Origin of the sequence: Fulvivirga kasyanovii, from assembly GCF_009711405.1 — a bacterium.
Taxonomy (GTDB): Bacteria; Bacteroidota; Bacteroidia; order Cytophagales; family Cyclobacteriaceae; genus Fulvivirga; species Fulvivirga kasyanovii.
In genome coordinates this window covers 1-15,274 of the sequence record NZ_SMLW01000516.1, presented here as the reverse complement: position 1 = coordinate 15,274, position 15,274 = coordinate 1, and the positions used below count along the sequence as shown (strand labels likewise).

Annotated in this window: 12 protein-coding genes; 5 read left to right on the top strand and 7 right to left on the bottom strand. The window is 43.2% G+C overall.

Annotated features, from left to right (window positions below; translation table 11 throughout):
* From E1163_RS30545 to E1163_RS10995, 3 genes are all read left to right on the top strand, one after another.
* A partial coding sequence (locus E1163_RS30545) for a hypothetical protein (protein ID WP_185156051.1) occupies window positions 1-944 on the top strand: 944 nt, incomplete at its 5' end.
* Between the two features lie 10 nt (window positions 945-954).
* Window positions 955-1,350: a VOC family protein gene (locus tag E1163_RS11000; RefSeq protein ID WP_155171600.1), complete on the top strand. Its 396-nt coding sequence runs from the start codon at window positions 955-957 to the stop codon at window positions 1,348-1,350.
* Between the two features lie 74 nt (window positions 1,351-1,424).
* Complete coding sequence (locus tag E1163_RS10995; protein WP_155171598.1) at window positions 1,425-2,183, top strand: NYN domain-containing protein; 759 nt, start codon at window positions 1,425-1,427, stop codon at window positions 2,181-2,183.
* Between the two features lie 135 nt (window positions 2,184-2,318).
* On the opposite strand, the gene E1163_RS10990 is transcribed toward E1163_RS10995, so the two are convergent.
* The 5 genes from E1163_RS10990 to E1163_RS10970 form a co-directional block, all read right to left on the bottom strand.
* A complete protein-coding gene (locus E1163_RS10990) occupies window positions 2,319-3,200 on the bottom strand; it encodes a flavin reductase family protein (RefSeq protein WP_155171596.1) in 882 nt (293 codons plus the stop codon).
* Window position 3,201: 1 nt separating this feature from the next.
* Window positions 3,202-4,473 carry a fumarylacetoacetase gene (gene fahA, locus E1163_RS10985; protein ID WP_185156050.1) on the bottom strand — a complete coding sequence of 424 codons (1,272 nt, stop codon included), beginning with the start codon at window positions 4,471-4,473 and terminating at the stop codon, window positions 3,202-3,204.
* Window positions 4,474-4,565: 92 nt separating this feature from the next.
* Window positions 4,566-5,705: a 4-hydroxyphenylpyruvate dioxygenase gene (gene hppD / locus E1163_RS10980; RefSeq protein ID WP_155171594.1), complete on the bottom strand. Its 1,140-nt coding sequence runs from the start codon at window positions 5,703-5,705 to the stop codon at window positions 4,566-4,568.
* 261 nt (window positions 5,706-5,966) lie between these two features.
* Window positions 5,967-7,124: a homogentisate 1,2-dioxygenase gene (locus E1163_RS10975; protein WP_155171592.1), complete on the bottom strand. Its 1,158-nt coding sequence runs from the start codon at window positions 7,122-7,124 to the stop codon at window positions 5,967-5,969.
* Window positions 7,125-7,142: 18 nt separating this feature from the next.
* Window positions 7,143-8,369 (bottom strand): Glu/Leu/Phe/Val dehydrogenase dimerization domain-containing protein, encoded by a 1,227-nt coding sequence (locus E1163_RS10970; RefSeq protein WP_155171590.1) that lies wholly within the window; start codon window positions 8,367-8,369, stop codon window positions 7,143-7,145.
* Between the two features lie 181 nt (window positions 8,370-8,550).
* Here E1163_RS10970 and E1163_RS10965 point away from each other — a divergent pair, with 181 nt between their 5' ends.
* Both E1163_RS10965 and E1163_RS10960 read left to right on the top strand, forming a co-directional pair.
* Window positions 8,551-9,021, top strand: a complete 471-nt coding sequence (locus tag E1163_RS10965; protein WP_155171588.1) for an Lrp/AsnC family transcriptional regulator — start codon at window positions 8,551-8,553, stop codon at window positions 9,019-9,021.
* A 113-nt stretch (window positions 9,022-9,134) separates the two neighbouring features.
* Complete coding sequence (locus E1163_RS10960; RefSeq protein ID WP_155171586.1) at window positions 9,135-11,753, top strand: valine--tRNA ligase; 2,619 nt, start codon at window positions 9,135-9,137, stop codon at window positions 11,751-11,753.
* Between the two features lie 74 nt (window positions 11,754-11,827).
* Here the strand turns inward: E1163_RS10960 and E1163_RS31005 are convergent, their stop codons facing one another.
* On the bottom strand, window positions 11,828-14,434 hold the full coding sequence (locus E1163_RS31005) for an eCIS core domain-containing protein (protein WP_221417983.1): 2,607 nt from the start codon (window positions 14,432-14,434) through the stop codon (window positions 11,828-11,830).
* A 335-nt stretch (window positions 14,435-14,769) separates the two neighbouring features.
* On the bottom strand, window positions 14,770-15,274 hold a 505-nt coding region (locus E1163_RS30540), incomplete at its 5' end, for a hypothetical protein (RefSeq protein ID WP_185156049.1).

Below are 15,274 nucleotides of genomic sequence, written 5' to 3'. Positions count from 1 at the left end.
AGCCCTTTGTTCTGCTGACAATAAGTGTATTACTATTTTCATGTGATCTTTTAAATAAAAAAAACGATGAAGTCAGGGAACTACCTGACGGACCATTTGAAGGGGAAATTGTTGTATCAGAATCCAGAGGTCTTTACGGCAGCCTTTTCAAGGTCCATACTTCTTACCTGATCTCGGAGAACACGATAAGACGCGAGGAACGACTGGGTGGTTTGAATGATGTATTCAACAACTATGCAGGTATTATTATCGACCTGGAGAAGGATAGTGTCACGCTTTATTATGCAGGCATTGCAGAAAAATTCAGACATACGCTTACTGTAGAGGCTTACCAGGCCTATGTGAACGAAAAGCCGTTCCCCAGAAGTACCCCATCGCCAGTAGGCAACACATTTTCATACTTTAGCGCATATACCCCTGTTCGAACTGTAAAAGACTCTGTGGTAATCGAAGGTTTTAGCACAGATTACAATTTGTACAAGGAAGACATTTTGCAACAAGAAGTGTATGACGCGAAGAAGTTACAAATCAAACGGGAGTTGCTTGAGATGATCTTCCCTAACCTGCCCGCAAAAACTAATTTCGTATTGAAATCAGAATTTAAAACGGTTCTTTCAAGTGTTAAAAACGACTCCATAGTTAACAGCGACCAGGCCAGGTTAATCGATGAGCTTTCCAGAGGCATTATGTTTCATATAGATTCCGTAGAGCGGGAGGAAACCGACCTGGAAAAACTTTCCAAAAACAAATGGGTGAATATGGGCCTGAACCTGCTAAAGAAAGGTATTGACCTCAACCTGCACATATCCAGTGAAATATCGAAGTTCTCTGACCGCAGTATAGGGCAGGTAGAGTTTTCATTGCCCTCAGGTGAGTTTGAAGAGATCGATGATATTGATGAATTCATTAACTCCATACCCTCAGGTGGCGAGTTTGATGATTAAAAACATAACTATGAATCAAAAATTAGTTCAGATAGCCATAGTGGTAGAAAACTACGATGATGCAATAGCATTTTACACTCAGAAACTACATTTCGACCTGATCGAAGACACAAAAATGAGTGAAACCAAGAGATGGGTAGTTGTAAAACCAAAGGGCTCCGGCAATTGCAGCTTGTTGCTGGCGAAGGCCGCTGATGACGAACAAAGATCGAGAATCGGCAACCAAACCGGTGGGCGGGTTTTCCTTTTCCTGCATACCGATGATTTTGAAAGGGACTATCAAAACCTTTTAACAAATGATATTAAAATCGTGCGAGGCCCTTCTAAAGAACCCTACGGCACCGTGGCTGTATTTGAGGATCTGTATGGAAACCTATGGGACCTGATAGAGCCTGCAAATGTGTGATATTATAAACTAAACCAGGTAAACACCGTTAATTTTGTACCTCTTCATCAAAAAGGAAAAGAATATTAAAAACTATGAACCTAAACCTTGCAGTACTTATTGATGGCGACAACATACCCTCTGCCTACCTGAAAGAAATGATGGAAGAGATAGCCAAATATGGCAATCCCACCATCAAAAGGATTTATGGCGACTGGACAAAACCCAATCTCTCCAAATGGAAAAACCTGCTTCTGGAGAATGCCATAACTCCTATTCAACAGTATGGTTATACGTCGGGCAAAAATGCAACAGACTCTGCCATGATCATCGATGCCATGGATATACTGTATTCGGGCAAGGTCAATGGTTTTTGCCTGGTATCCAGTGACAGTGATTTCACACGGCTGGCTACAAGGCTACGCGAAGCGGGAATGCAGGTGTTCGGCATAGGCGAAAAAAAGACCCCGAACCCCTTTATTGTAGCTTGCGATAAATTTATATACATAGAGATACTTAAAAACCAGCAGGAGGAAAGTTCATCGGAGGTTTCTGAAACAACATCACAGAAAAAGAGCAATGTAGATAAGATAACACAAAAAGATATCCGGCTTATATCTTCCACCATTTCTGATCTTGAAGACGAAGATGGATGGGCGTTTTTAGGTGATGTTGGTGGACTCTTACAAAAAAAGCAGCCAAATTTTGATTCCAGGAATTATGGGTTCCAGAAGTTAACACCGCTTATTAAGTCTATTAAAAACTTTGAGGTTGAGCAACGAGAGACTGCCGGTGGACGCACCAAACTAATCTATGTCAGGGTAAAGAAAAATGTAAAGGGTAAGTCCAAATAGCTACCCAAACCACATTAAGGTTACCGCCCCGGAAGTAGAGGCCGAGACTGATGCTGAAACCGAGGAATAAAATTGCATAAAAAAAGACTTCCGAAGTTTAAAACTTCAGAAGTCTTGATTTAACAGACCATAGGTCTAATAGTCCTGGAGTAAAATTTTCCAGGCAGTTTTGACATCTCCATTTTCCAGATGTTGTTGAGCCAACCTGTGTAAATCACCTTCAACATCTGATGAACCTGTCAATATCTTTCCTACTTCTTCATTAATGGCATAAGCCTTTACTTCATCGTCAGTAGGCAGCACTTCGGTATTTCCCAGTCGTCCCAGGTTGTTACCGGTAAGTACTTTGCTATACCTGATCCGCTCAGGGATCTGATCTACCCCCATACCGAGGGTAGTCAATGGTTTTGGAATTTCAAAAATAGATTCGCCCTGCGCCCTGCAATACCAGTTGCCCCCCATCCGGGCCACAGCATCCAGCTTAAAGGGGTCTATTACCTGATTTTCATCCAATATCTCATCTTTAATGTGTGCCAGCAGCACTTCACAGATCACAAGATTGCCTGCGCCTCCTTCGTTACCCAATGGCTTCACTTCTATTACTTTGCACTCAAAAGCTGCCGGGGCCTCGCCCACTCTGGGAGGCCCTACGATCTCAGAAGCTACAGGAGTCAGACCAGCCTTTTCAAACTCATTAACCCCTTTTCCATACTCCGTACTGGCCAGCGACATCTGCTCCACCATGTCGTAGTTAACAATGTTGATCACCACCTCTTTTACTTCAAGCACATTTTCATAGGTATGCTTAGTGGTATTGTCACGACCTCTTCTGGCCGGTGAAAACACCAATATAGGTGGGTTGGCACTAAAGCAATTGAAAAAGCTAAAAGGACTGAGGTTTACATTGCCTTCTTTATCTATGGTACTGGCAAATGCTATCGGCCTGGGTGCCACTGCCCCCAGCAAATAGCCATGCATTTTTCCAACAGATACTTCTTTAGGATCTATTCTCAACATATTAATTAGCTGGTAAAACTTTTGATCTTACTTCACCGAAACCTATACGTACGCCATCCTTTTCGGCATATCCTCTCATGATAACGGTATCACCGTCTTCGAGAAACTTCCTCTCTGAGCCATCAGAAAGTTTAATAGGCTTTGTACCCTTCCAGGCCAGCTCAAGCATTGATCCGTATGAGTCCGGTGTAGGCCCGCTGATAGTACCTGAGGCATACATATCACCTACCTGGATGTTGCAACCATTTATGGTATGATGTGCCAGTTGTTGGTTCACATTCCAGTACATGTATTTGAAATTACTGTTACAGATCGTATTTTCTTCACCACCCTCCGGTTGCAACAACACCTGGAGGTTGATATCAAAGTTTTTCTCACCTTTTACTTCAAGGTATGAAAGTACTTCCGGCTTCTGCTCAGGGCCTTTGGTCCTGAAAGGTTCAAGGGCATCCATGGTAACAATCCATGGAGAAATAGATGAAGCAAAGTTTTTAGCCAGGAAGGGTCCTAATGGCACATACTCCCATACCTGTATGTCACGCGCTGACCAGTCGTTGAACAACACAAAACCAAATATAAAATCTTCGGCTTTGCCGGTAGGTATACTGTTGCCCAGGCCATTCTCCTTGCAGGTGATGAATGCCATTTCAAGTTCAAAATCAAGTCTTTTACACGGACCAAAAGACGGCTTATCCGCATCCGGGGCTTTGGTTTGCCCTTTCGGACGATGAATATCCACGCCCGAAGCCACAATAGAAGAAGCCCGGCCATGATAGCCTACTGGGATGTGCTTCCAGTTTGGCAGCAAAGCATTGTCCGGATCACGGAACATGGTACCAACGTTGGTCGCATGCTCTTCACTGCTATAGAAATCCGTATAATTAGGCACCTTCACCGGCATGAGCATTTCAGCCTCATCCATAGGCACGAGTGCTATTTCCCTGGCTGGTTTATTGTCTCGCAATTCATCGTTTCCTGCTTCAAGTAGTTCGGAGATCCTGTTGCGGACCTCGCGGGTCTTCTCCTTGCCCAGACCAATAAAATGATTGAGATAGTGGTGATTAAACACACCCGAAGGCAATCCAAGCCCATCTAAAAAGCCATTTTCATGCAAGTATGTAAGGTCGAGGATATAATCGCCAATGGCGACTCCTGCACCCGCCTCCATATAATCGGTTTTAAAAATACCAAAAGGCAGGTTTTGTATAGGGAAATCAGAATTTTCCGGTACTTCTACCCACGATTTCAGAGATGGGTCGTTCGCTTTTATCATATTTATTAAAACGGTTTTTGAATTCAACAAAACAACCAAAATCCCCCTTCTTTGTTCAGGAAAGGGGATCGCGGTGTTTATTACAATTATAATTACAGTGTACCTCTCAGCTCCTGCTCTCTTTCTATGGCTTCAAACAAGGCCTTAAAATTACCTTTTCCAAAAGACTTAGCACCCTTTCGCTGGATAATTTCAAAGAATAAAGTAGGCCTGTCACACACCGGCTTGGTAAAGATTTGAAGCAGATAACCTTCATCATCCCTGTCAATTAGTATTCCAAGCTCTTTTAGCGGATCGAGATCTTCATCGATCTCTCCTACCCTATCCAGCACAGTATCATAGTAAGTAGCAGGCACTCTCAGAAACTCTACCCCTCTGTCTCTCAATGCTGTTACTGTTTCAATGATATTGTTGGTAGCCACTGCTATGTGCTGCACACCGGAACCATTGTAGAAATCAAGGTACTCTTCAATCTGGGATTTTTTCTTACCCTCAGCAGGCTCATTGATTGGGAATTTGATCCTTCCGTTGCCGTTGGTCATTACCTTACTCATCAAGGCTGTGTAGTCGGTAGAAATATCCTTATCATCAAAAGATACCAACTGGGCAAATCCCATGACATCTTTATAGAAGTTCACCCATTTATTCATTTCATTCCAGCCTACATTACCTACCATATGGTCGATATAGCGAAGCCCTACAGGCTCAGGGTTGTAAACAGTTTCCCATTTCTTATAGCCGGGCAAAAACACGCCATTGTAGTTTTTACGCTCAATGAAAATATGTACGGTGTCACCATAAGTATGAATACCGGATTTGATGATGTGCCCGTTTTCATCCTCCACTTTTGTAGGCTCCATATATGACTTAGCGCCTCTGGCAGTAGTCTCTTTCCATGATTTGGTAGCATCATCTACCCAAAGGGCGACCACCTTTACACCATCGCCATGCTGGTCCAGGTGCTTGTTATACTCGCCGCCCTGTCCCAAAGGAGTGGTCAATACCAGACGGATCTTATCCTGTACCAGCACGTATGAAGCCTTGTCCTTCACACCAGTCTCCAGCCCTGAATAAGCCAGCGATTGAAAGCCAAAAGCCGTCTTATAAAAATGCGCCGCCTGCTTGGCGTTACCTACTATCAGTTCGACATAGTCTGTACCGTTAAGTGGGAGGAAGTCTTCTGCGTCCTTGAAAACTTTCTCCAGTTGAGTGTTTTCTATGTTAGTTGCCATGTTTTTATCCGTTTAAATATTTTAAATTCTTTTGTGCTTAAGTTTTCTGTATTCAGTTATCAGTAATCGGTTTCAGGTTCGGTGCACTTCCCTGATTAGAGTTGACCGGTTTTAATTAAAACGGTTTACTTGTTCAAATTGTGCTTTCCGTTGACTATTCCAATTCTCCAACACACTACCGATCACTTCCGACTCCGATCTTCTGACTTACTACCAAGTCTCCGTTAACTCTATCACCGATTACCTATCACCAGTCACCGATCATTCCAGCCACGACCTATAATAACTCTCATCAGCAATAGCCATAGCTTCCTCAGTCACCATCAGGGGTTTAAAGGTGTCGACCATTACGGCGAGTTCCTGAGTGTCTTTTTTACCGAGGCTTCTTTCCATGGCTCCGGGGTGCGGACCGTGGGGGATGCCTGCCGGGTGTAGTGAAATATGACCGGCTTCGATGTCGTTTCTGCTCATGAAGTCGCCATCTACGTAGTAAAGCACCTCATCTGAGTCTATGTTGCTGTGGTTGTATGGAGCTGGGATAGATTCAGGGTGGTAATCGTAGAGTCTCGGCACAAATGAGCAGACTACGAAAGCGTCGGTTTCAAAAGTCTGGTGTACTGGCGGTGGCTGGTGTACGCGACCGGTAATGGGTTCGAAGTCATGGATTGAGAAGGCATAAGGATAGTTATAACCATCCCAACCTACTACACTGAACGGGTGACGGGCATACACCATATCAAAAAGGTCACCTTGTTTTTTGACCTTCACAATGAAGTCACCTTTGTTGTCATATGTTTCCAGCTCAGACGGCCTTCTGATATCGCGTTCGCAGAAAGGCGAGTGTTCCAAAAGCTGTCCAAACCAGTTGCGATACCTCTTAGGAGTATAAATTGGTCTGTTGGATTCTACAATAAACAGTCTGTTATCCTCCGTATCAAAATCCATGATATAGATCATCCCCCTTGGCACCAGAAGATAATCACCATACTTAAAGTCAATGTTGCCCATAAAAGTCCTCAGCTTGCCCGAGCCTTTATGCACAAAGATCAGCTCGTCTGCATCCGTGTTTTTATAGAAATAATCCCTGACCGATTTTCTCGGGGCAGCTAGGATAATAGACACATCACTGTTGACCAGCACAGGTTTCCTGCTGTCCAGGTAATCGTCTTCCGGCCTGATCTGAAAACCGCGGAGCCTGTAAGACTGAATGTTGTTCTCTCTTGCTATTTTAGGAGCGACTGACCTTTTGTTCATGATCTCCTTTACCTGAGTAGGCCGGTGCTCATGGTATAATAGAGACGACATGCCGTCGAACCCTATGGTACCAAACAGCTCTTCGTAATAGTACGACCCATCCGGCTTCTTGAAAGTCGTGTGCCGCTTATGGGGAATTTTTCCTAGTTGGTGATATATTGGCATAACGCTTTGTTGTTTAGGTTAAACTAACTGTTCTAAGGCTATTTTGAATGATGTGCTGGCGATGTTGGTTTTCTCCTTATTGGCCGCATGCGCCTTCTCCAATGCCTTACGAATAATGTTTGAGGTATCATTAAAAATGGCCTCATCTTCCAGGCTCACTTCATCACTCATCAGATAAGCAAAGACTCTCGCCATACCGCAGTTGGCTATAAAATCAGGAATGACCGAACATCTCTGATCTGCAAAAAGACCGATTGGGCCGAAGAATATTTCTTTGTCTGCAAAAGGCACATTGGCACCACATGAGAATACCTCCAGGTTAGAAGCAATCATTCTGTCTACCTGATCTCTGGTGATCAGCCTTGAAGCTGCTGCGGGAACGAATATTTCATAGTCCATGTCCCAGATCTTTTCATTAATCTCCTCAAAAGGGATTATATTATCAGCAACGAGTTGATTGCCCTTTCTGTTCAGGAAAAAGGCCTTTATCTCATCAAATGAGAAACCATCTTCGTTAATAACACCGCCTTCACGATCTATAATTCCAACTACTTTCACGCCCATCTGAGCCAGGTAAAAACCTGCGGCCGCACCTACATTGCCCCAGCCTTGTATTACAGCTCTTTTGGTGGCAATATTACCGCCCCAGATGTCGTAGTAGTGCCTCAGTGCCTCAGCTACTCCATAACCGGTAATCATATCCGCTACGGTATACTTTCTGGACAGTGAAGGTGTATATTTCTCATCCTCCAGCACCTTGATCACACCATGCCTGAGTTGGCCTATACGGTTGATTGTCTGAGCCTCAGAAGGCTTGAAATGACCTGAAAATACGCCTTCCTGAGGGTGCCACACACCATTATTTTCGGTAATAGGGATCACTTCATGGATCTCATCTACGTTCAGGTCCCCTCCCGTGCCATAATAGTTCTTTAAAAGCGGCTTAACTGCGGCAAACCATTTCTTTAACACCTGATGTTTTCTAGGGTCATTAGGATCGAAGTTTATTCCGGATTTTGCACCGCCAATGGCTGGGCCGGAAACAGTAAATTTCACCTCCATGGTTTTGGCAAGGGATTCCACTTCGCGTTTATCCAGTCCCTTACGCATCCTGGTACCTCCTCCGGCAGCCCCGCCGCGCAGTGAGTTGATCACCACCCAGCCTTCTGCTCCGGTTTCATCATCGTACCATTCAAAAACCACCTCAGGTCTTTTATTTTCAAATTTCTCAAGTAATTCTTTCATCTATGTTTTCTGGTAATTTTTATACTCTAATATCAAATGTCGCATGTTGACAATGATTTACATCATGAAGTCCTGCAATTTTTCCCTATTCTGGTGTTTTCATATTTTTAAACATACATTTACAGATGATTTTTCTTTTTGATAATAAATTTTACCTCCAATACAGAAAAAGAACATTCCAATGGACATTAAATTAGATGAAACAGACATTAAGATCCTGGAAATCCTTCAAAAGGAAGGGCGGATCACCACCAAAGCCCTTGCTGACCGGCTCAAGCTTTCCACTACACCGGTCTATGAAAGGATCAAACGCCTGGAACGGGAGAAGATCATTGATAGGTATGTAGCGTTGCTCAATCAGAAGAAGCTCGATATCAAACTCACGGTTTTTATTTTCATCAGCCTGAAAAACCATACCCGCTCCTACCTGGAAAGTTTTATTGACGAAATGAATAAATTTGATGAGGTAACAGAGTGCTACCATGTGGCCGGGGGATTTGATTTTTTCCTCAAGGTAATCATCAAAGACATGGAGGCCTATGAAGCTTTTTTATTGACCAAACTATCCGTCAACACCAATATTGCCCATGTGCAAAGCTCTTTTGTGCTGTCCAGAAGCAAGCATTCCACGGCACTAAGAGTCAGGAAATAAGCCAGGGATGTACCCACCCTTAGCTGTCTTATTTTTGACCTTCAAAGGACTTCAATTAGGTTTAATTTCATAATTTTGCAGACTTAAAATTTTTAAAGCAACCAGAAAAGCATATGTCACTTTCAACTAAGTATGACCCGTCTGCGGTAGAAGACAAATGGTACAAGCACTGGATGGACAACAAATTTTTCCATTCGGAACCAAACCCTGATAAAGAACCATACACCATTGTCATCCCTCCACCGAACGTCACCGGTGTGCTGCACATGGGCCACATGCTTAACAATACCATTCAGGATGTACTGATCCGGAAAGCCCGTATGGAAGGCAAAGAAGCCTGCTGGGTACCCGGAACAGACCACGCTTCGATTGCTACGGAAGCCAAGGTAGTGGCTATGTTAAAGGAAAAAGGTATTAACAAAAAGGACCTTACCAGAGATGAGTTCCTGAAATATGCCTGGGAATGGAAAGAGAAGTATGGAGGCATCATCCTGGAGCAGTTGAAAAAGCTTGGTGCTTCCTGCGACTGGGACAGGACACGCTTCACTATGGAGGAAAGCCTGTCCGAGGCCGTGATCGAAGTATTTGTTGACCTGCATAACAAAGGCCTCATTTACCGTGGCGTAAGAATGGTAAACTGGGACCCACAGGGAAAAACTGCATTGTCTGACGACGAGGTAATCCATAAGGAGGTACAGTCGAAACTGTACTATGTAAATTATAAAATAGAAGACGAGGACACCTTCTTGACTGTGGCTACCACCCGCCCTGAAACTATACTGGGTGATACTGCCATATGCATTAATCCTAATGACCCAAGGCACCAGCACCTGAAGGGAAAAAGAGCTTTGGTGCCCTTGATCAACAGGTCTATTCCTATTATAGAAGATGAATACGTATCCATGGAGTTTGGTACAGGTTGCTTAAAAGTAACCCCTGCCCATGATATTAATGACTACGAACTTGGCATTAAGCACAACCTGGAGTCAATCGACATCCTCAATGACGATGGCACGCTTAATGAAAAAGCCCAGATTTTTGTGGGTGAGGATAGGTTTGTTGTAAGGAAGAAAATATCCAAAGAGCTTGATGCCGTTGGCCAGCTTTCGAAAGTTGAAGACTACACCAATAATGTTGGCTTCTCAGAAAGAACTAACGCGGTAATAGAGCCTAAACTTTCCATGCAGTGGTTCCTCAAAATGGAAGACATCACAAAGCCTGCATTGGAAAACGTGATGAACGACGAAATTCAGCTTATACCGCCGAAATTTAAGAACACCTACAGTCACTGGATGGAAAACGTTCGTGACTGGTGTATTTCACGCCAACTCTGGTGGGGACACCAAATTCCTGCATACTACCTACCCAACGGCAAGTATGTAGTGGGCGTAACCAAAGAGAAGGCATTGGAAAAGGCCAAAGAACTTGACCCGAATATAACCATAGACCAGCTTACTCAGGATGAAGATGTACTGGACACCTGGTTCTCGTCATGGCTGTGGCCCATTTCGGTATTTGATGGATTCAAAAATCCGGATAATCCGGACATCAACTACTATTACCCTACCAATGACCTGGTAACGGCCCCTGAAATATTGTTCTTCTGGGTGGCTCGAATGATCATAGCCGGGTATGAGTATAAAGGCGAGAAGCCTTTTAAAAATGTTTACCTTACCGGTATAGTAAGAGACAAGCAGGGTAGGAAGATGTCCAAATCATTAGGCAACTCACCAGACCCGATTGATCTTATTAAGGAGTATGGTGCCGACGGTGTTAGAACAGGTATGCTATTCAGCTCTCCCGCCGGTAATGACCTGCCCTTTGACGTGAAGCTTTGCGAGCAGGGAAGAAACTTTGCCAACAAGATCTGGAATGCATTCAGGCTGGTAAAGAGCTGGGAAGTAGATAAAAACCTTGGTGGCGCCCAAAATGAGGCTCCTATCGCCTGGTTCCAGGCCCGTTTCGACCAGACTTTAGTGGAAGTTGAAGACCACTTCTCAAAATTCAGGATCTCTGATGCCCTGATGTCGATCTATAAGTTGATCTGGAATGACTTCTGCTCATGGTACCTGGAAATGATAAAACCGGAATATCAAAAGCCGATAGACCCTAAAACGCTGGAAAGCACCATCAACTTCTTTGAAAAACTGATGAAGATGCTTCATCCGTTCATGCCATTCATATCAGAAGAGCTATGGCACGAGTTAAAGGAAAGGGACAGCAAAGACTGTATTATAGTAGCTGAATGGCCAAAAGCCGGCAAGTATGATGAAAAAATACTGGCTTCTGCTGAGCAGGCTTTTGAGATCATCACGAATATCAGAAATATCAGAAACTCAAAGCAAATCTCTCCAAAGGACTTGCTTACACTTAAAATAAAGTCTGAGAACTTTAGCCAGTTCAGCACCTTTACTCCGGTAATACTCAAACTGGCCAACCTTGAGGCTATAGAGTCTACTGACCAAAAAGAAGACAATGCAGCCAGCTTCGTCTTAAAAGGTGATGAATTTTTCATTCCTTTGGCGGGCAGCATTGATCTGGACAAAGAGCGCGAAGAACTACAAAAGGAGCTGGAGTATACCAGGGGCTTCCTTACTTCTGTCGACAAGAAGCTTAGCAATGAGCGCTTTGTAAACAACGCTCCTCCCCAGGTAGTGGAGATGGAAAAGAAGAAAAAAGCCGATGCCGAAGCTAAGCTGAAGGTATTGGAAGAAAGTTTAGCGAAGATGTAGATAGTGAAAGCCCGTGGAAGCGGGCTTTCTTCTTATTGTTGGATCACGGATTTAAACAGATCAATAAGGCTTCATTATCTTGTGGCGTGATAATGTTCATGTGGGGAAATCACTTTCACAAGTACAAGCCCCCCAGATTGCTTAACATCTATTGCTGGTTGGTTATCCTGAATAACCGTAAAGCCTTGGTTAAGGACTTCTGCAATCAACGGTAAAACAATATCTGCTCTCGGAGTACCCCAAAAACTTCTTATGTTTAACACAGTCTCTCGCGCCTGCTGCCAGGTAGTGAAATTTCCTCCTCCATAAGTTGCTTCAATCCAGTGTTGAATATTATTTATGTTGTTATCTATTGCATTAAGCACGGCGTTCCATACATCTACACCATTTTGGTTGGTAACTGCCCCTACGGAATTAAAAATGCAGAAGCCATCTGGTAATATCCAGTTCAAACTCAAATTTGCCTGTGTTAATTGCAGGTTCTGATTATCCGTAGGTAAATAATCCTGGCCATTATTCATATTAGGCCCCACTCCATTAGCTCCATACGTGTTTACCAATAGACCAAATTTAGTTACGTCAGGCACCCAGTCCTTAGGTGAAGATTTTTTGATAGCGGACAGAGAAATTCTGGTTTTCTTTTTGGCTTTATCATAAGCAACCTTATCAACCAGCATATTTTTATGTTGTAAATCAGCTTTTTCGCGATGATCACCATCCAGGTCCATACTTTCCTGGTCCAGATTGAAAGACACATGATGTGGAGAAGGTGGCGGTGATAAATACCCGGCATCCTCGTACCGATCAAACGGCAGAAAACTAAACCCCGGACTATGGGGCCGCAACACTGTTGCCTTAGAAAAATCTTTTGTAGTTGGTTGTGTAGCCAGTTTAACATGTTCTGTAACGCTTATTCCACCTAAATTCTTATTCTTTTTATGACTGGGAGCACCCTTTACATCTCCATACTGATGTGTTTTGGGGTCATAATTTTGCGGTTTACTATAATCTGCTTTTGGCCTGTTGTCAGCAATCAGATGCTCCTTTGTGCCAGCTCCGTCATCCAAAAGATAATCTATCCTGCTCGGGATTTCATACTCATGATCCATAGCATTACCATTATTAGGATTAAAGGTATCCCCAGTATATTCATTCAGATGCAAAAAGGACGTTTTATTTTTTAATGCAGGAGCCTCAATGCCCTTCTGTCTAAAATGCCTGCCCTGCTCCTGATTTTCCCAATAAAAATTGTAAGGCATCTTTTCTATAAATCTCTGATCTTTTTCATTTTTGGGCAGGTACGACCAATCATCATAAGTCGCACCGGGTCCGGAAGAAGTTTTGACTGTAGTTGTCCAATGTTTGGCTTCGGATTGTGTCGGCCCTAATATAAGCTGATCATCCTGTGCTTGTACCGAGTGCCCGTCTACTAACCCACTTCCTTTATATTCGTAACCTTCTCTGTCTTTTTTACTTCCATAGGTACGTTTCTTTGAATGATTTTTACCTTTCTTTGACCCTTTATACCTGTGTCCCAATTGACGTCCCTTTTTCCATACTACATAAGAAGGGTCATCAACATCACCGGAAGCTACTATCCGTGCTTCATCTTCCTCAGCCAATTTTCTCCTTTTTGCTACAAACAGCTCACCACTTTCACCTCGTTTCCAAAATTCCTCTTCATTTTTGTTTCTCATTGCCAACCGAAGTAGCTGATCATCGCCCAACTTCTCGAGCCCCTCAACTGACTTTGTTGTCTGTACTTTGGAAGGCTCAAGCAAACTAGCCATTCGTTCGCGTTTACGCCTTTTTTGTCCTTCTTGCAAATCATTGGGCAGCAAAGGCACCCTTTGCATGTTCTGCCATGACGTCTCGTCATCTCCATGATAATAGAGATTATAAATCAAGCTCTCGATATCATCAGCCACTATAAAATTATCCCTATCCTGGAGCCAAAGCGTTAATAATGCGGCATGTACCGGAGTCCAGTTAAGACCTTGAGTGGACAAAAAATTGCTTAAAGAGGCAATAACATCCTTGAAATCCTCAGGGACTATACTTTTCCCCTTTACTTTCACGACACGCTGAACCACCTGCTGCCCCGTATTAGCTAATGCCTGTTTCGGATTAAGCTGCGCTTGTTGCTGAAACAGGGATTTCTTCCCCATCACATCAGCCTCCTTTTCCAATGCAGGGTCATCATTGATATCCATTTTGCTTTTCATTTGTCTGGTAGGCTTCACTCTCCCTTGCTTCTGCTGTACCACATGCCAGGCCTCATGGGGAAGGTGTTGTTCTTGCCCAGGCCCAACATGAATGTCTGTGCCCTGTGCATACGCCAAAGCCTGAAGTTGATCTGGTTTGCTTGAGTTGTAATGCACCTTTACATCATCCATTGAATACCCCGAAAGGCCTTCAATACCTGCCTTCAGATTATCAGGAAGTCCGGTTTTGTTTTCAGTTTTGGAAGTTGGCTTAGAGGTGCCATTATTCCCTCCGTTCTGATTTTGCTTGGGGGCGGCCTGCTGGCTGGCCAATTGGGTAACCGGATTTACATTATCAGCAAACTGGTTTTTAGCATCAAGGTTGCTTCCGAATTTGGAGTCAAGACTACTGCTGTTTTGGTTCAACCTGTTTACAGAAGACTTGCCATCTTTTGAACCTGTTAGTTGATCATTCATATCATAGCTGGTTTTGACAATGACTGAAATCACCTGGTTTAATCGCCTTTAGCCACCTAAGACCATAACTAATACCAGACCCCACCTTCTAATCAATCCTGTTAGTCTCAATACCAAAACGAAAAATATTCCCCAAAAATAACCACCACCTGTCGCCCAATTGCAATATCAGGTCAAATACGGATTAATTAAAGCCTACTAAAAACCGATGAAATCAATCTGAAGATAAGAAATTACAAAACAAGTTACATCACAAACACTTAAGCCATTTAGAAGCAAAAACGCATCAATCAGATAGTCAACTGATTACCTATTATAAGTTCCGTTCCTGTCTCTTAATCTTTCTTCTGCGGCTCTTCCAAACGCGCTTTTATAAATGAGAGAAATGCCGATGTGTCAAAAAATTTCCCCAATGTGATAGATAAGTTGCTATCCGGAAATTTCAGTGTTGTGTTCAACATCCCTTTTTCCTGAACAATCTTATCCGCGTAGCTTTTGTCAATCCCCTTTTTGTCCAGCCTCACTTTCCATTCCTTTTCCTTCTTCAAATATACTTCTATCCTTAACCTGTTCTTTGTACACATAACCTTGTACTTTTCATCTTGATTGTTCAGTACCCCTGCCTTATAGTTATCATTTCTTTGCGCTGATCGGATATACTCTTTTACCGATGCTACAAACCTATCTACCTGATTCTGCTTTATTCCTAATACATGGTTCCATTTTCCCAACTGCACAGAAGCATAATCATTAAATTCACCTTTAGTAATCCTTACTTCTTCCGGATCCCATTTCTTTATAACAGACGTTTTGAAATTCCAGTCAAGTGTATCTTTTGCT